Here is a 17,716-nt window from a genome sequence, read left to right on the forward strand (position 1 = left end):
TGGCCCTCCTCCCGCCCCGCGGGCTCGTCGGCGGTGGCCAACAGCCGGTCGGCCGGCTCGACGGGGCGGGAGGGTACTTTCACCGGGTTCTTTACAAGAAGGGCGCCAGCGGGGCCGGTCTTCGCCCTACCGGAGACCGGACGGGCGACACCCGGTATCGCCAACTGCAGCTGTGGGGTGTCGAAGACGTGGGCCTCCGAGCGGACGGTGCCGTCGGGCATCCGGATCGTGTCGACCCGGTAGTACCCGGCGCCGGTCAGCTCGCGGAGAGCCCTGCGGATCGCGCCGCGCCCCTGGGGACTGGTGTCGGCCATCTGCCGGCCGTCCTCGCGCCGGCCGTCGGGGCGGGAGAGGAGGTCGGCCAGCAGGCCGCGGGCGGTGTAGCTGAGCCGACGGTCCTGCAGCAGGCCGTTGGGCAGCACGGTGAAGTGACGTGCGTGTTCGGTACGATGGACGCGCATCGGGAGTTCCTGCTCCTGGTGCCGGGCCCCGGGGTGTTGCTAGCACCGCCGGGGTCACCTATGTTCTGTTGGGATCAAGCAACGCACTGCGAGGCCAGGCCCACAACTGGGTCGACGGCCAGTGACGTTGACCGCAGTTTACGCTGTCTGTGACGGTGCATCAGACAGGCGCCGATTGCCGGAGCTGTTGCTGGTACAGGTGAGCGGCCGGCGGTCGCGGATGAGGCGGAGCTCGTCGGTCGGCCGGATTGCCCGCCGCCGGATAAGCCGGACAAGCAGGAGCCGTACGGGACGGATCTGCGTCCCGTACGGCTCCGACGGCGCTGGGCCGGTCTGTCAGTCCGAGAGCGGGGACGGCTCCTCGGCGTCCCGGCCCTGGCGGCGGAAGCGGGCGGCGAGGGCCTCGATCCTGGCGTCGACCGCTTCCTCCTCGCGGGCCTGCTTGTCGAGGTCGGCCTGGTGCAGGGCCGCGATGCGCCGCTGGTAGTCGTATTCGATCTGGTGCTGGCGCAGCTCGGCCTGGAGCGATCCGTAGCGCTCCTCCAGGTTCTTCCGTGCGCCGTGGACGTTCTCCTCGGCCGCCAACTGCCGGGCGAGGCGCCGGTCGTAGGCGGTGGTGCCGTTCATGACCTTGACCAGGACGGGCAGGCAGTCGAGGACGATCAGGAGCAGCCGGACCAGCCACTCGTTCAGCCTGATGGTCAGGCTGCGATCGGCCAGGCGCTGGAGCGCGCTGCCTTCCTCCAGGATGTCGATCCGCCCCTGGGTGGCCTTCTTGGCGGCCACCGCCGTGTCGATCGCCGTGTTCACCTGCTCGGCGTACGTCCGGGAGGCCGTGCCGGACTCGCCGATCAAGTTATTGACCTGGGCGTCGAGTTGGTCCAGCTTGGACTGCTGCTCGTCGTAGGTGGCGGTGGTGCGGTCCGCCTCCACCCGGTCCCGTTGGCAGTTCGGGCCTTCGCCTGCGCGCCCGGTGGTGCCGGTGGTCGAGCGGCCGGTGCACTCGTCGTGGGAGAGCGACTCCTTCTCGTCCTTCTGCCTCTTCAGATCCGCGACGACGGTCGAGAGCTTGTCGCGTTCGGCGGTGGCGTCCTTCAGCCGCTGCTGGACGCCGAGTGGGGAGTTCGGCACGGTGACGGGATTGTTCCGGCACTCGGCGCTGTCGACCCGCTGCCCGGTGGGCGGGTTGCACCGGTGCAGCAGGTCGCCGTAGGCGCCGATGACCTGCAGGCGGTGGTCCTGCACCTCCTGGTGGATGGCCGGCTGGAACACCCGCAGGACGATCGGCTCCGCGATGAACAGTCCCAGCAGCACGGAGAGTGCCAGCCGCGGCACCAGGATCCGCCACTTCGCACTGCCGCTGTGCCCATGGGTACTGGTGATCAGCAGGCCGTCGAGGCAGATGATGACCCAGGCCCAGACCGCGGCGGGCAGGACGAGCAGGTACCAGGGCGCACCGAGGAACCGGTTCATCGCGCTCAGCATGGAAACCCCGGCGAAGACACCGGTGTTGAGGATGATCAGCCCTATCCAGGTGTAGCGGCGCCGCTCCTCCGGGACCCAGTCCAGGACGTCCTCGTCCACCCCGGTGAGCCGGCGGATCCGTCGGCCGATCGGCCTGCCTGGCTCCGCCGGGCGTACCAACAGCTTCGGCCGGAGCGCCACTTCGGGGTCGTCCGGCCAGTCCGCCGCAGCCGGATCGCCCAGCTCGCCCATCTGGTCCGGCACGCCTGGCTCGCCCGGCACGCCCGGCTCGCCCGGCTCGTAGGGCTCGCCCGGGCTGCCCAGCCCGTCCGGCGGGAAGGGCGGAACCGGCTGAAGCGGGACGGAGGTCGCCGACCCGTCCCACTCCGAGTCGAGCTGTAGCTCAGTCGTCATCTTCTTCCCTCAGCACGTCCGACTTCTCGTATGCCCGGCGCTTGCGCTCGGCCGCGCCCGCCTCCAGCGCCTCCGGCTCATCCGCCGCGGCCTGGTCGAGGTCGCGCTGCGGCGCGGCCCCCTCGAGCTCGGGCGGAGCGCCCAACTTGCCGAGCAGACGTTCGAAGTCCACGAAGGTCTGGTCACCGTGGCCGCGCTTGATCAGGTCGCGGACGACCTCCAGCGTCGCGTCCCGCTCCCACTGCTGGTCGGCCCGGCGGCTGGTGCTCAGCTCCTTGGTCAACTCCCGGTCCAGCTGCTCGCGTTCCTTCTGGTCGTCCCTGATCCGGTCCTCCAGTTCCCGCCTGCGCTGCCGCTTCTGCTCCAGGATCTCCTGCCGGCGCTCCCAGCGGCGCTCCGCCAGATCGCGCCGGTCCTCGCGCTTGAGGGACTCCTTGCGCTGCAACTGGGCCAGCAGGTCGGCGGCGCTCATCTCACCGCTGGCCTGCGCCCAGTAGGCGGCCATCTCCGGGTTGTCGCCGATCTGCCGGGCCGTCAGGGCGGACTGCCGCAGCGCGAACTCCCGGGCCTCCTGGTCCAGCAGCTGCTCGTGGGTCTGGTTGTCCACGTCCCGGTCCTGGTCGAACCGGAGCTGTCCCTCCTGGATCTCCTGGTCGTACTGCTGACGCTGAACGTCCAGGGTGTGGTTCTGCTGCTGCTTCTCGAAGGCCAGGACGTTGCTGCGGTCCTGGTCCCGGCGCTGCCGCTGGAATCCGATCAGCTCGTCCGGCTCCAGCAGTTCCACGCTGGCGAACGAGACGGCCAGGCCGGAGATCTGCGGCGGACGCTCCGCCGTGTAGGCCATCATCTGGGCGTTCACGTTCCGCCGGACCGTGGTGATCTGGGAGATCCGGTAGTCCAGGCCGAGTTCGAAGAACCGCTTGTGCTTGCGCAGATACGCCAGCAGCGCCAGGCGGGCGTCGCCCTGCCCCTCCCGGACCACGATGGCCGGGTCGACCACCGAGCAGAGGAAGGTCACCTCGACCGTGAACTCCGCCGCCTCGGCGGAGGGGATCTTGAGCTGGACGGTCACCGGGGCGTTCCGCCGCAGATCGACCACGCTCACGTGGTCGGCGGCCACCAGCTGTTCGTCACCCGGCCGCCGCCTGCCGGTGTCCAGCACATAACGCCCGTCCACCCGGTAGACGAGCACCTCGTGCCCGGCCGCCACGGGCAGTTCCTCCGGCGACCGGCGCCGGGCGCCCAGGCCGAACGGGCCGCGCTTGGGCGGATCCGCCAGCGGACGCTGTTCCACGATGGGATATGGCTTGATCATCCTCAACTCTCCGTGGCTGTACGGCGATGGGCCCTGTCCACCGCCGCGAGTAGGACTTCGGTCAGCACATCGGCCTCCGGCCGACGGTTCGAGTTGGCCACCAGTTTGGCCAAGTCCGTTGTGAACGGCTTGCGTTCGGGGAGCGGCAGGGCCCGGGCGAGCGCCTCGCCGAGCCTGCCGGCCTCGGCCGCCGCGTCCTCGCTGATCAGCTCCAGCTCCTCCAGGCCGGTCAGCAGCGCGGTCAACGCCCTTCTGCGCAGCGGCCGGTAGCAGATCACTGCCGCCCAGAGCCGGGCGATCTGCGGGGTCTTGTCCGGCGACTCGTGAAGATAGGACATCACGGCCGGACCGCCGGTCCGCTCGTCCGGCGTGGACACCAGCGCCAGCAGGGTCTCCAGCAGCACGGGCGACGGACGCTGCCCCGGCGGCCGGCCGTCGGACGACACCAGCTGCCGTTCCAGCCAGCCGGTGATCACCGAAGCCTTGTCGCCGGCCGAGGCGAGGATGCCGAACAGCTTGGCCAGCGCCTGCTGCGCGGGCTCGCGCAGCCGGATGTCACCGCTCAGCATCGCCCACAGCTGCTTCGTCGCCTGATGCGGGTAGCGGAGCCCGAGTTCACCGGTGAAGGCCACCGCCGCCGCCCAGCGCCGCGCCCGGCCCGGGTCGTTCGCCCACCCCTCGGCAACGCTCAGCGCCACCGGCGCGAGCCCGTCGTCGGCCAGGCACATCAGCCAGACGGTGAACACGGCGGTCTGCTGGCCGGCCCACCCCAGCCGCCCGGCGGACCACGGCTGCAGATAGGTCCGCTCGACCTCCTGCACATCGAGCCGGGCGAGCAGTGCCAGGCCGGAGGCCACCGCCAGCTGGAGCTGGGGATCCTCGTTCAGCCCGGCCCGCACGGTGGCGGCGAGCCAGCCGCCGACCCCGTTCCAGAAGGCACTGTCGAACCGGTCGCAGAGCTCGGCGAGCACCCGCTCACGGTGCACCGGGTCACGGAAGGCCACCACGGTCCGGGTCCGGACGCCGTCCGGGACCCGCCTGGTGCAGATCAGCCCGTCGGCGCTGACCAGCGCCTCCCGGTTGGCCGGCAGTCGCGGCAGGACGGCCTCCTCCGGATCGGCCTCGGCCGGCAGCGCCAGGCTCGGCACACAACTCGCCATCCTGGCCTCCAGTTTCGCCAGCCCGTCCTCATAGGCCCGGACTCCGGCGCCGGCCGTGAACGCCAGGGCCGTCACCTCCAGCACCCGGCGCGGTTCGGGCCCGCTCCGGAACCACTCGGCGACGGCGGCCGACGCGGACAGCTCGAACTGCTCCAGCGCGTCCTGCGGCGAGGCCCCGGCCGCCAGCCGGCGGGCCACCTCGGCCAGGTCGTGCGGCCGGAAGTCCTCCGGCACGCCCGCCAGGACCTCCTCGACCGCCTCCTCGGACACCTCCGCGCCGCCCAGCGCGCCGAGCAGCAGCCGACGCGGCTCGGGACGCTCCCAGACCACCCGCCAGGGCGGTCCGGCCGCCTGCACCGCCGTGGTGACCACCAGATACGCCCCGGCGGCCCTGAGCGTGCTGCGCAGCCTGCGCCACAGGTGGTCGGCGTCCTCGGCCGAGGTCGCGTCCGCGACGCGGCCCGGCACCACGTACCCGCTTCCCCGCCCGTACTCGCGGCTCGCCAACTCCTTGAGGGTGACGGTCGGTTGCAGCAGCAGTACCGGGCCCTCGACGACCTCGGCGAGCAGCGCGATGCCGCCGGTCCTGCGACCCAGCCCGGCCGGGCCCCAGAGCTCCACCACATGGTGCTTCTCCAGCTGCGCCAGCGCGCTTTCGTAGCAGGCCGGCCGGGCGTAGCCGTGGATCGCCTCGTGCAGCTCCTCGTCGGTCAGCTTGCCGGTCTCGGCCGCCCGGCGGCGCGGCCTGCCGTCGCCGTCCTGGCGGCCGCCCGGCGCACCGTGTCCGAAGACCCCGCCCCGGGCGTCCACCGTCCCGTTGAAGACCTGCATCACGAACTGGTGCTGGACGCTGCCGAGGCGGTCCGCCGCGGCGCCCTCGGGCGGCAGGCCGTCGTCGGCCGGCGAGTCCGAAGGCTCGGACGGCTCGGGCTCGTCCTCCGCGTCCGCCCGCTCGGGCCCGGGGTCCTCCTCGGCCGGTGAACCGTCGGTCGCCATCAGAAGGTCCCGCTGGTGTTGACCGTGCCGTAGTTGATGCCGAAGACCGAACCGGGGGCGCGCACCTCGCCGTGCACCACGACGTGCATGGACTGGCCCTGTCCGGCGGGGGTGGCCGATGGGGTGGCCGGGGCTGCCGGGGTGCTCGACGGGGTGGTCGGGGCCGTGCCGGCGGGGCCGTGGTCGGAGTCGGGGCGGGAGTCGAGGCCGTCGAGGCCGGAGCCGGAGTCCGGGCCCGGGCCGGGCTTCTGGGCGGGGTCGAGGGCGAGTGCGTGCACGTCCACGCCGGGTACCCGGAGCCAGGCGATGACGTCCCGTTCCTTCTTCTTGACCCGCACCTCCCGGAACTCCTTCGGCGAGAGCTTGGTGTGCCGCTGGAGCACGGTGTCGGTGTAGACCTGGTCGGAGAGGATCACCGCCAGGCACGCCTGCGGTGCCAATTCCAGTGCCCGACGCGGAGGTTCGCTGTCGACCAGCCGGCTGACCAGCACGATCCCGTGCCCGGCGAAGCCGTTGTCGGCCGGGATGGCGGTGCCGAAGTGGACGGCGAGCCGCATCCGCAGCCAACGCTCCGCGTAGCGGCCGTCGTTGTGCCGCTCCAGGGCGGCCTGGAGTTCGGCCACGTAGTCGTCCACGACCCTGGCCTCAGAGATCTCGGCGGGCATGACGGCGAGTTCGCCGTCACCGCCCGGCTGCCTGTTCCAGACCGAGCGGTCCAGCCCGGTGGCATCGGCCGCGTCGTCGAACACCCGGATGAGATCGCGCTGGATCGTGAGGTGGGAGCGCTCGTCGCCGCTGCCGTATCCCTTCACATCCGCGGAGAGCAGCAGCCTGCGGGTCACCTCGTGGGTCGGGCTCAAGTCCGCTCAGCCTTCCTCTGTTGTCGTGCATGTGGTGAATCGTCAGTTTCCTGCGTCCGTGCGGGCGGGATGCCTGATCGATACGGCTTCCCCCGGGCCGATGCCACCGGGGGCGAGTGACCATGCTCACAGCACCTGATCCCTGATTCATCCGGGGTCGCCGATTCGTTACCGAGGTCCTATGGAGTCAACGACTTCGCCACCCGGAGGGCACATTGAACGATCACCGAACGACCGCCCGGCGGCCGGACTCGTCCGGACTCGAGGTGGCCCTGAACGCGCTGACGATCTTTCAGGGATACGTCCAGCAGGCCGACAGCAAGGTGAACACCCTGCTGGTGGTGCATACCGGCGGTGCCGTGGCAGTGGTCAGCACCCTGGGCGGACGCGGCGATCTGCGGCATCCCGTACTCACCTGGATCCTGCTGGCCGGATTCGCCACCGCGTTCCTGGTCTCCGGCTACCACGTGACCCAGGCGCTGCGCCCTCGCCTCGATCCGCCGGTACCGCCCAGCCGGTTCGCCATCACCGGCCTGGCCGACGACGACGGCCTCGGGGCAATCGGGCCCGACACGGCACGCTGGGACCCGGCCGCGCAGCGGATCGAGGCCTGGTCGACCGCACGGCTGCTCTCACAGATCGCGCTGGTGAAGAACCGGCACGTGGTCCGTGCCACCCCCTGGACGGCCTCGATGCTGGCCCTGGGTATGGCGGCAGCCCTGACAGCCCTCTGCTGATCCCCGGTGCCTGATCCCCGGTGCCTGGCCCTCGCTGCCTGATCCCCGGTGCTTGATCCCCGGTGCCTGGTTCTCGCTGTCCGGTTCTCGCTGCCTGGTCCCGGTGGCGGGGAGGTCAGTCCCGGTCGGCGAACCGGCGCAGGGCCGCCAGGTCGAGCACGGTGACCCCCCGGTAGTGCGGGCGGACCAGGCCCTCACCCTTGAGTCTGCGCATGGCGAGACCGACCGCGTCCTCGCGCGCGCCGATCAGCCTGCCCAGCTCCAGCTGCGACAGATGCACCCCGATCTCATGGCCGTCCACCACCTCGTGCCCGTGCCGGTCGACCAACTCGGCCAGTACCCGGGCGAGTCGGCCGGGCACGCCGAAGGCGGCGAAGTCCAGCCTGCGGCGGTTGGCCGAGTCCAGCCGGTCCGCCATCACGCTGCTGACGGCCTCCCAGGCATCCGGGTACTCGTGGAGGAAGCCCAGGAAGCGCTCCCGGGTGACCACGTTCACCAGGACGCTGCTGCAGGCCGTCACGGTGGCCGCCCTGGGCACCATCCGCAGGGCGGCCTGCTCGCCCACCAGGTCACCGCTCACCCGGATGCCGAGCAGGCTCTCCGTCCCGTTCGCCAGGGCTGCCGTCACCTTGGCGCAGACGACCCCGCCCGGATCAGCCGGCTGGAGCAGGCAGACATGGGTCGTCCGGTCGCCCTGGCTGAGCAGTACGCCCCCGGCCTCGTACCGGGTGGGCCGGCCCAGTCCCAGCAGCTGCTCGGCCCGGTCCTTCGCCAGCCTCGCCAGGAACGTCCCCTTGGCCCAACCCGGGCCTCTCGTAACGTCAGATCGCACGGCAACCGCCCTCGAATCGCCTCATGACCGCATTGAACCGGCCAATCGGCAGCAGGAGAAGCCCTCTGCGAGCAAGACCACTCCCCGCCAGGTCCGCCCCACCCGTACGAGTGGACGCCGTGGTCCCGCCCGCCACACTGGTCCTGTCCGTCACTCCGGTCCCGCCGTATCGAATCCGCTGTACCGGTCCCGCCGTACCGTGTGGGGCCGGGGCGAGTCCAGGGGGCCTCGGGTGCCGGTGCCTGTCACATCGGCCGGGTTTCGCGGGTCACTGCTATGACACGAGGCGACGGAGGAGTGGGACCGATGGACCGGAACGAATTTCTGGCGGAGCAGTTCGAGGCCCACCGCTCTCATCTGCGCGCGGTGGCCTACCGGATGCTCGGTTCCCTGAGCGAGGCGGACGACGCCGTCCAGGAGACCTGGCTCCGGCTCGACCGCTCCGACAGCAGCGGCGTCGAGAACATGGGCGGATGGCTGACCACCGTCGTCGGCCGGGTCTGCCTGAACATGCTGCGCTCGCGCACCTCGCGGCGCGAAGACCCGCTGGGCGTGCACGTGCCCGACCCGGTGGTCGGCCCTGCGGCCGGCATGGGCCCCGAACAGCAGGCGCTGCTGGCCGACTCGGTCGGGCTCGCGCTGCTGGTGGTCCTCGACACCCTGGCCCCGGCCGAGCGGCTCGCCTTCGTCCTGCACGACATGTTCGCCGTGCCCTTCGACGAGATCGCCCCCATCGTCGGGCGCACCCCGGCCGCGACCCGCCAGCTCGCCAGCCGGGCCCGCCGCCGGGTCCAGGGCACCCCGGCCCCCGACGCCGACCTGGCCCGCCAGCGTGAGGTCGTCGACGCCTTCCTCGCCGCCGCACGGGGCGGGGACTTCGAGGCGCTCGTCGCGGTCCTCGACCCGGACGTCGTGCTGCGCGCCGACGCCGGTGCGCTGCGGCCGGGTGCCGTGGTGCGCGGTGCGCAGGCCGTGGCCGGCGGGGCGATCACCTTCGCACACCTGGCGCAGGCCGCCCGGCCCGCGCTGGTCAACGGAGCCGCCGGAGTCGTAGCGGTCTCGGAGGGCCGGCCGGTCTCGGTCGCGGCGTTCACCATCGCGCGCGGCAAGGTCGTCGCACTCGACATCCTCACCGACCCCGAGCGCCTCGCCCGGCTGGACCTGACGGTCCTCGACGACTGACCGGCCGGCTGCCGGCCCAGGGATGAGACCCCGGGGCGGGGGCGGCGGAAGGACCCGTCCTCGCCGTCCGGGAAGCCCCGGTCCGGACGGTCCTCACCCAGGCGGTCCGTGGCGGGCGACCGTCGTGGTGGTGCGCGGATGCCGTCCTTCCGGTGGGCGGCTCCTGCCGGAGAGTAGGCGCGAGCCTGGAACGGGCTTCTCCGGGGCCGGCCCCCGGAATGCGGGGAAACGGTTGCCCGGCAGCGGAGTTGGCGGTGGGGACGGCGGCCGGGGTTTGCATGTCTTCGACAAGATGATGACCCGTCAGTAACATCACCTCTGCGGCTGTCCCACGCCGCCCGCAGCCACCGATCTCGCGCGGTCGTGTCCTCGTCCGCCGCGCCAAAGGGGACTTGTTGAACAGCACAGCCCGCATAGTCGTCCTGCCCGCCCTCGCGGCGGCGCTCGTCCTCGGCGGTTCCGCCTGCGCCGCACCGGGGGCCGGGCCGCAGGCCGCCGGGCCGGCCGGGACGCCGAGTCCCGCCGACGCCTCGGCCACCGCGGCTGCCCGACCCGGTACGGAGGCCCTCGTGGTGGCCGCCGCCCAGCCGGGGGCGGAGCAGTCCGCCGTCAGCACCCCGGGCACGGCCGGCCGGCCCACGGCCGCCCCGGCCGCGCGCAATGTGCGGCTCGCCTCGTACGACCCGGCCACCGGCACCGCCGTACTCACGACCGGTACGACGGGCGGCGGCGCCGCCGGTGCCGCCGGTGGGTCCGGTGGGTCCGGCGCAGCTCCGAGTGCCTCGTCGGCCGCCAGGACGCCGGGTGCCTCCGCCGCGAAGCCGTCCGCGAAGCCCTCCGTCGCAGCGTCGGCCACGGCGTCGGCCACGGCGTCGGCCGCGTCCTCCGCCGCGGCGTCGTCGGGTCCGTCCGCCGCGGCGGACACCGTACGGGCCGGTCAGCTGATCGCCAGCCCGCCGACGGCTGCGGCTCCGCAGGGAGCGCTGCTCGCCGTCACGGCGGTGCAGCCGGGCAAGGACGGTTCGGTCACGGCCGCCACCCGCCCGGCGACCCTGGCCGAGCTGCTCGGTTCCTCCGAGGCGGACGGCAAGGTGGCCGTCGATCCGCACGCGATCACGGTCAAGCCGCTGGTGAAGGACCTGAAGCTGTCGTTCGGTCAGGACGCCGGCACGACGAAGGCCGATGCCTCCGGCACGCTCCAGCTCGACCTCAAGGCGCCGGTCGCGCTGCCGGGCGGGAGCGCCGAGGCCTCCGGCTCGCTGCAGCTGCACCCCGCCGTGCACTTCGCGTACCACGGTGCCGCTCAGGGCAGCCCGCGTACGGCGTCCGTCGGGTTCGACCTCGGTGCGCACGCGCAGTGGCGGATCAGCGGCGAGCTGGCGAAGTCCACCGGCGCGCCGATCCGGGTCCCCTTCGCCGAGCTGCACGCCAACCCCGTGCTCACCGTCGGGGGCCTGCCGGTGGTGGTCAACCTCGGCCTCACCTGCTTCCTGGAGGTCAGCGCCGACGGCAAGGTGAGCGTGGACGCCGAGCAGCAGTTCGACGGCGCCTGGACGGTGCAGGCCCAGTACACCGGCGGCCACGGCTGGAGCCCGGTCACCGACACCGGTGACACCAAGGTCTCGCCGATCCGGGCGCAGCTCTCCGGCAAGGCCTCCGTCCGCGCGGGTCTCGGTGCCGAGGTGAACGTCGGCCTGTACAACGCGGTGGGCGTGGACGTCACGCTGGAGCCGTACCTGCGGGCCCAGGGCGAGGGTTCCGTCGTGGTGGACACCTCGAAGAGCGGCGGGAAGCCGCAGCTGAACGGCAGCCTCGCGCTGTACGGCGGCGTCGATCTGACGGGGGCGCTGCTGGCCCACCTGAAGATCTTCGGTACGCCGGTGGTGGAGGGCCGGATCCCGCTGCCCGTCTTCCACCGGGAGTGGCTGCTCAAGTCGGTCAGTTCGGGGGCGCCGGGGTCGGCCTCCTCGGCCGGGTAGTGCCCGGAGTTGCTTCGGGGTGGTGCCCGGGGTGCGTCGGGGTAGTGCCCGGGGTGCTTCGGGGGTGGTGCCCGGGGCCGTGGCGGGTTGGTGCCCGCCCGGCCGCCGGGTGACACCGGGCGGTGGCGCGCAGCGGTGGGGGTGGAGGCGGCTTCCGTCGTCCGGGACAGAATGCTCACCGTTCCGGGCGGGGGAAGGAGGCGGGCGGTGCGCATCGAGGTTCTGGGGCCGCTCCAGGTGCTGGGTGGTACGGACGGGCGGGCGATCGAGGTCGGCGGCGCGCGGTTGCGCACGCTGCTGATCAGGCTCGCGCTCGATCCCGGGCGGCTGGTCGCCAACGAGCGCCTGGTGCAGGACCTCTGGGAGGACCGGCCGCCGGCCGATCCGGCCGGTGCGCTGCAGTCGCTGGTCTCCCGGCTTCGGCGTGCCCTGGACGCCGACGCCGGGACCGGCCGGGCCGCGATCGGGTCGCATCCCTCGGGCTACCGGCTCGACCTGCCGCCGGACAGCGTCGACGCCTGGGCGTTCGAGCGGGCGGCGGCCCGGGGGCGGGCCGCGCTGGCGGCGGGCGAGTACGCGCGGGCCGCACAGCTGCTGGGCGGGGCCCTGACGCTCTGGCGCGGGGATCCGCTGGTGGACGCCGGTTCGGTGGGATTCGCCGTGGCACCGGTGGCCCGACTGCACGAGGTGCGGCTGTCGGCGGTCGAGGACCGGGCGGACGCCGAACTCGCCCTGGCCGGGGCCGGGTCCGACGGAGTGACCGGGGCCGCGGCCGGGGGCAGGGCCGACGGTGGAGCTCCGGCGGGGGACGGCGGTGCGGACGGCGGCGGCGCCGATGGCGCCGGGGATGGCAGTGGTGGGGATGGCGGCGGCGGGGCCGGGGCGGTACCCCGGTTGATCGCCGAGCTGACCGGACTGTGCGCCTCGCACCCGCTGCGGGAGCGGCTGTCCGCTCTGCTGATGCGGGCACTGAGCGCCGACGGCCACCATGCCGCCGCGCTGGCGGTCTACGACCGCACCCGGCGGTCGCTGGCGGAGGAGCTCGGTACGGATCCGGGCCCTGAGCTGCGGGACGTCCACCTGTGGGTGCTGCGCGGCGGCGCGCCGGCGGGCACCCGGACGGCCGATGGCGGCCGGGGAGCCGGGGTGAGGGCGGCCGGTGGACCGACGGACGATGCGGGGCCCGGCGACGCGCGGGCAGCCGGCGTACGGGCGGACGGCGCATCGGCGGACGGTGTCCGGGCCGCCGGTACTCGTGGGGGAGCCGGCCCGGACGACGGTCGGGCCGGGCTGCCGGCCAGGCTGACCAGTTTCGTCGGCCGGGACGAGGAGTCGGCCGAGGTCCGGGAGCTGCTCGGCAGGCACCGGCTGGTGACCCTGACCGGTCCGGGCGGTGTGGGCAAGACCAGACTGGCCGTGGAGGCAGCCGCAGGTCGGGGCGTCCCCGGGAGCGAGGTGCGGCTGGTCGAACTGGCAGCCGTCACCGGACCCGGCGGGGTCGCCGCGGCAGTCCTGGCCGCGGTCTGCCGTCCGGCGGCCGGGGTACTGGCGGGCGGACTGCCGACCGGGACCACCGCCGCCGACTCGTCCGGCGACCCGGTCGACCGGATCGTCCAGGCCGTGGCCGGGCGCCCGGTGCTGTTGCTGCTGGACAACTGTGAGCACGTCATCGACGAGGCCGCCCACTTCGCCGACCGTCTGCTGGCCGTCGCGCCGGAGCTCCGGGTGCTGGCCACCAGCCGCGAACCGCTCGGCGTGACCGGCGAGGCGCTCCGCCCGGTGCGGCCGCTTGCCGTACCGGAGCCCGGAACCGGTCCCGAGGAGGCCCGGACGCACCCCGCCGTGGTCCTGTTCGCCGACCGTGCGGCGGCGGTCAGCCCCGGGTTCGCGGTCGACCGCGAGAGCGCCCCGCACGTGGTGCGGCTCTGCCGGGAGCTGGACGGCATCCCGCTCGCGATCGAGTTGGCGGCGGCCAGGCTGCGTTCGCTGACGCCCGCCCAGCTGGCGGAGCGGCTCGACGACCGCTTCCGGCTGCTGGCCCGGGGGAGCCGCACCGCGCTTCCCCGGCACCGTACGCTCCGCGCCGTCATCGACTGGAGCTGGGCGCTGCTGGACGAGGACGAGCGGACCCTGCTGCGGCGGCTGTCCGTGTTCTCGGGCGGGGCGACCCTCGCCGACGCGCACCGGGTGTGCGCCGAGAACTGGCCCGGCGGTCACGGGCCGGACAGTCACGCGCAGAGCAGTCACGCACAGGACGGTCATGCGCAGAGCAGTCACGCACAGGGCGGCCACGCGCAGGGCGGCGGGACGCCGGACGGCATCCGGCTCGACCGGGCCGCCGTGCAGGACCTGCTGGCCGCTCTGGTGGACAAGTCGCTGGTGGTGATCGTCCGGGCCGGGGAGCAGGGGACGGCGGACCCGGTGACCGAGGTCCGGTACCGGCTGCTGGAGACGGTCCGCGAGTACGCGGCCGGGCGGCTCGCCGAGGCCGGGGAAGCCGAGACGGTCGGGGCGGCGCACACCAGCTGCTTCCTCGACCTCGCCGAGACCGCGGAGCCGCTGCTGCGCACCGCGGACCAACTGGCCTGGCTCACCCGGCTCGACGCCGAGCAGGGCAATCTGGATGCCGCGCTGAGCCGCGAGATCCAGGCGGGCGCCTGCCCGGACGCTTACCCGCACGCTGGTCCGGACGCCCGACCGGGCTCGGGAGAACGGGCACTGAGGCTGGCCGCCGCGCGGGTGTGGCCTTGGCTGATGCGCGGTCAGGGACACCAGGCCGGGGAGCGGACGGCCGAGGTCCTGCGGACCTTCGGCTACCTGCCGCCGCCGGGTCTCGAACAGGCCCACGGTGTCTGCGTGATCGTCGCGCAGCTCACGCTGCCGCTGCGTGCAGGCAGCGCCAGTGGTGGTGACGGTGGTGGTGACGAGGCGGCGCAGGCACTCGGTGGCGCGCTGGTGACGCTACAGCGGTCCGACCACCCGGTCGCGCTCGGTGCGGCGCTCCTCCTCGCCATGGGCGGCCCGCCGGGCAGTGCCGCCCGGGTCGCGGACGAGTTCTCCGCGCACCCGGACACGTGGACCGGGGCCGTCGCGCAGCTGATCCTCGGCCGGATCGAGCTCAGCGGCGGCCGGACGCAGCGCGCCGAGCACTGTCTGCGGACCTCGCTGCTCCGGTTCCGGCGCCTCGGTGACCGGTGGGGCCTGGCGCTGGCGCTGATCACGCTGGCGGCGCTGCTGTCCGTCACCGGGGACGTGGCCGAGGCGACGGCGGCACTGGAGGAGGCCCGGCGGTACGACGCGGAGGTCGGCGGCGCGGGGGAGTCCCCCATGCTGCTGGTGCTGTCCGGCCAACTGCGGGCGCGCAACGGTGACCTGAGCGGGGCGAGGGCGGAGCTGGAGCGGGCCCACGACATCGCCGTACGCAACGGTGACCTGCAGATGCGGCTGGCTTCGCAGTATGCGAGCGGTGAACTCGCCCGGCGTGCAGGGGACTTGGAGACTGCGGTGCGGTGTCAGCGGGATGCGGTGGGTTCGCTCCGGCACCCGACTGCCGACGCTGCCGACGCCGGTGGCCCTGCCGCCGCTGGTGGCGCTGCCGACCCCGGTGGCGCCGGTGCTGCCGGTGGCCCGGAGCAGCTCCGGCTTTCGGTGCTGCTGCACACCAGTCTCGGCCGAATCCAGCTGCGCCGGGGTGGCCCGGAGCAGGCCGTCCCGCTGCACCGGCGTGCGCTGGAACTGGCCGCCGACTGCGGAGACCACCCGGCCCGGGCCACGGCGCTGGAGGGGTACGCCGAGTACTGCCTCGCGCTCGGCGAGGCCGAGCGGAGTGTGGCGGCGCTGGGTGCCGCGTACGCGCTGCGCGGCACCCACGACGCCGGTGATCCGGAGCTGCGTGAGCTGCTGGACGGCTGCGTCGGCGCCTTGGGCGAGGACGGTTTCGCCGCTGCCTGGGACCGGGGCCTGGCCCTGCCGCAGCCCGAGTCCCTGTTCCTCGCCTCCGGCTGAGCCCCCGTGAACTCCGGTGAGCCGGCCGGGGCGCCCGCGCCCGGCCTGCGCCCGGGCCGGTGCCCGGCGTGTCAGCGGAGGGTGTCGAAGGGCCGGTGGTCGGGCCGGCAGACCGTTGCGGGCGGGGGCAGCACACCATCGACCAGGTAGCGCACCTCATGGTCGGCGGCGCAGCTGCTCGGATTGGCGAGGGCGGTGTGGCCGTACCCGTCGACGGTCAGCAGACGGGCACGGCCCAGGGACCGGGCCATGGCCTGCGAGCCCTGGTACGGCATGGCCGGGTCCCCGGTGTTGGCGACGACCAGGACCGGCTGGGCGGTCGGGCGGTTCCACGGCCCGGCGTAGTGGTCCGGGTCGCCGGTCGGCCAGGCGGCGCAGCGCTCCGAGGCCCAGGCGAAGTACGGGCCGAGCTCCCCCGACCTGGCCCGGGCGAGGGCGGCCTGCGCCGGGTAGCCGGACCAGGAGCTCGGGTTGGCGCTGTCCTCGCACATCACGGCCATGGCCTGCTCCTGTCCCTGGTAGCTTCCGGCCCCGGCCCCGGCATCGGCAGCCTTGGCCGCGGGTGCGGGTGCGGGTGCGGGCGTGCCGGAGCCGGTCCACAGCTGCTGGAGCTGCTGTCCGAGACCCGGCCAGCCGGCCGCCAGACCCGGTACCGGCGCCGCCGCGTAGAGCTGGAACAGCGTGCTCTCCAGCGTGGACGCGTACGTGAAGGTCATGGCCGCCGGCGGGCTGCCGAAGGTGACCGGCTGCTGCCGCAGCCGCTGCAGCAGGGTGGTGAACTTGGCGCGGGTTCCGGCGGCGTCGCCGGACGAGAAGGCGCAGGCCGAGGGCCCGGCCTGGCCGCACTGGTCGAGGAAGGCGTTCAGGGTGCGGCCCGCCGCCACGTCGGTGCCGGTCCGCAGAAAGGCGCCCAGCCGGTCGGCCTGCCCGTCGCGGCCGGTGGACCAGGCGACCGGGTCGACGGCGCTGTCCAGGACCATCGAGCGCACCTTGCCGGGGAACAGGTTGGCGTAGGTGGCGCCCAGGTAGGTGCCGTAGGAGGTGCCGAAGTAGTTGAGCCGCTGCTCCCCGACGGCCCGGCGGAGCAGGTCCATGTCCCGGGCGACGTTCGCCGTGGACAGGTGCGGCAGCAGTGCGGCGTTGTTCCGCAGGCACTCCTGGCCGAAGCGCGCGTAGGCGTCGGTCCACACCTGTTCCTGTCGATGTCCCACCGGGAAGCCTGCGGGCACGTCGGCGAGGAAGCGCCGTTCGGTCGCGTCGTCCGCGAAGCAGCGCGTCGAGGTGCTCGCGCCGATGCCCCTCGGGTCGAAGCTGACGATGTCGAACCGCGCCCGCAGCTGCTCGGGGAAGTGGGCGGTCATCGCCGGCAGCGCCTGGGTGCCCGGAACACCCGGGCCACCGGGGTTGTAGAACAGCGATCCGATCCGGTGCGCGGGGTCGGTCGCCGGGTGCCTGATCACCGCGAGGTCGATCGTGGCGCCGTGCGGGGCGCGGTAGTCCAGGGGCACGTGGGCGGTGGCGCACTGGAAACCGTCGGCACACGCCTGCCAGTCGAGCCGGGGCACCGCCGCCTCGGTCACCCCGGCCTCCGCAGCCGTCGCCGTCAGGGTTGTCGGGGTCGTCGGGGGCGGCGCGGCTCCGGCGGAGGCCGGGAGCGCCGCCACGACCAGGCCGGTGACGGCTGCGGCGGCGCGCAGCCGTCGTACGGCCGAGGCGGGCCGCCCGGCCCGCGCCGCCCGTCCGGCGGAGTCGGCCGGCACAGCGGAGACAGCGGCGGTAGCAGCGGCGACAGCGGCGGAAGCCGTGGCTGCGGGACGGGTCCGGCGGAGGCGTGCGGCCGGGTCCGAGGCATGGGAGGGGGGAGTCATCGGGAGCCCTTTCGGTGTCCGGCCGGGACGGTCGCGGCATCGTCGGCTGCGACCTTCCGTCCCGGCGTGGCTCACCCTGCTCTGCTGCGCTGTCAGGGCGCTGGCAGCGCGCTGTCGGGAGGATCACCGCGTGGCGCTCGGCGAACCGGTCGACCAGGCGGCCCCACAGGCCCGAGCCGGGCTCCGGCCGATTGCCCGGTGTCCCCTCGCGCAGGGCTGCACTGCCCGGTGCGGTCACTCGTGCGGCGGTGGCCAGCGGTGGCCGGCGTCGCCCGGGGCGAGCCGGGCGACCACCTCGGCGAGGCCCATGCAGGCCTGTTCGATCTTCCGGTAGGTGTTCTTCCGTTCGGCGACGACGGCCGCCAGCAGCAGCGTGGTCAGGGCGGCGGACCCGTTCAGGGCCTGCAGGGTGACCATGGTCGCCAGCAGGCTGCGGTGGGCGA

The 17,716-nt window shown here is 73.7% G+C and carries 11 protein-coding genes and 1 pseudogene; 4 read left to right on the forward strand and 8 right to left on the reverse strand.

Going from position 1 to position 17,716, the window contains the following annotated elements:
• The 5 genes from UK12_RS36995 to UK12_RS28765 all read right to left on the reverse strand — a co-directional run.
• The coding region (locus tag UK12_RS36995) for a hypothetical protein (RefSeq protein ID WP_442973886.1) at positions 1-461 on the reverse strand (461 nt) is incomplete at its 3' end.
• Between the two features lie 336 nt (positions 462-797).
• On the reverse strand, positions 798-2,339 hold the full coding sequence (locus UK12_RS28750) for a DUF4407 domain-containing protein (protein WP_052682228.1): 1,542 nt from the start codon (positions 2,337-2,339) through the stop codon (positions 798-800).
• A complete protein-coding gene (locus UK12_RS28755; protein WP_045306111.1) occupies positions 2,329-3,654 on the reverse strand; it encodes a hypothetical protein in 1,326 nt (441 codons plus the stop codon). Before UK12_RS28755 ends, UK12_RS28750 begins: the two co-directional genes overlap by 11 nt.
• Before the next feature lie 2 nt (positions 3,655-3,656).
• Positions 3,657-5,810 carry a hypothetical protein gene (locus UK12_RS28760; protein ID WP_045306112.1) on the reverse strand — a complete coding sequence of 718 codons (2,154 nt, stop codon included), beginning with the start codon at positions 5,808-5,810 and terminating at the stop codon, positions 3,657-3,659.
• Positions 5,810-6,670, reverse strand: a complete 861-nt coding sequence (locus tag UK12_RS28765; RefSeq protein ID WP_052682229.1) for a hypothetical protein — start codon at positions 6,668-6,670, stop codon at positions 5,810-5,812. The genes UK12_RS28760 and UK12_RS28765 overlap by 1 nt, the downstream gene beginning before the upstream one ends.
• 215 nt (positions 6,671-6,885) lie before the next feature.
• Between UK12_RS28765 and UK12_RS28770 the strand changes: the two genes are divergently transcribed.
• Entirely contained in the window at positions 6,886-7,407 is a 522-nt protein-coding gene (locus UK12_RS28770; RefSeq protein WP_045306113.1) for a hypothetical protein, read from the forward strand.
• Between the two features lie 115 nt (positions 7,408-7,522).
• On the opposite strand, the gene UK12_RS28775 is transcribed toward UK12_RS28770, so the two are convergent.
• On the reverse strand, positions 7,523-8,239 hold the full coding sequence (locus tag UK12_RS28775) for a Crp/Fnr family transcriptional regulator (protein WP_045306114.1): 717 nt from the start codon (positions 8,237-8,239) through the stop codon (positions 7,523-7,525).
• A gap of 306 nt (positions 8,240-8,545) precedes the next feature.
• Between UK12_RS28775 and UK12_RS28780 the strand changes: the two genes are divergently transcribed.
• From UK12_RS28780 to UK12_RS28790, 3 genes are all read left to right on the forward strand, one after another.
• Entirely contained in the window at positions 8,546-9,421 is an 876-nt protein-coding gene (locus UK12_RS28780; protein WP_045306115.1) for a sigma-70 family RNA polymerase sigma factor, read from the forward strand.
• 395 nt (positions 9,422-9,816) lie between these two features.
• Positions 9,817-11,400, forward strand: coding sequence for a hypothetical protein (locus UK12_RS28785; RefSeq protein WP_045306116.1), 1,584 nt, complete (start codon positions 9,817-9,819; stop codon positions 11,398-11,400).
• A 207-nt stretch (positions 11,401-11,607) separates the two neighbouring features.
• Positions 11,608-15,405 (forward strand): AfsR/SARP family transcriptional regulator, encoded by a 3,798-nt coding sequence (locus UK12_RS28790; protein ID WP_045306117.1) that lies wholly within the window; start codon positions 11,608-11,610, stop codon positions 15,403-15,405.
• Between the two features lie 71 nt (positions 15,406-15,476).
• Here the strand turns inward: UK12_RS28790 and UK12_RS28795 are convergent, their stop codons facing one another.
• Both UK12_RS28795 and UK12_RS28800 read right to left on the reverse strand, forming a co-directional pair.
• On the reverse strand, positions 15,477-17,165 hold the full coding sequence (locus UK12_RS28795; protein WP_045306118.1) for an alpha/beta hydrolase: 1,689 nt from the start codon (positions 17,163-17,165) through the stop codon (positions 15,477-15,479).
• A 342-nt stretch (positions 17,166-17,507) separates the two neighbouring features.
• Positions 17,508-17,716, reverse strand: a pseudogene (locus UK12_RS28800) (hypothetical protein); the annotation flags it as partial.

This window comes from Saccharothrix sp. ST-888, assembly GCF_000955975.1.
GTDB lineage: Bacteria > Actinomycetota > Actinomycetes > Streptomycetales > Streptomycetaceae > Kitasatospora.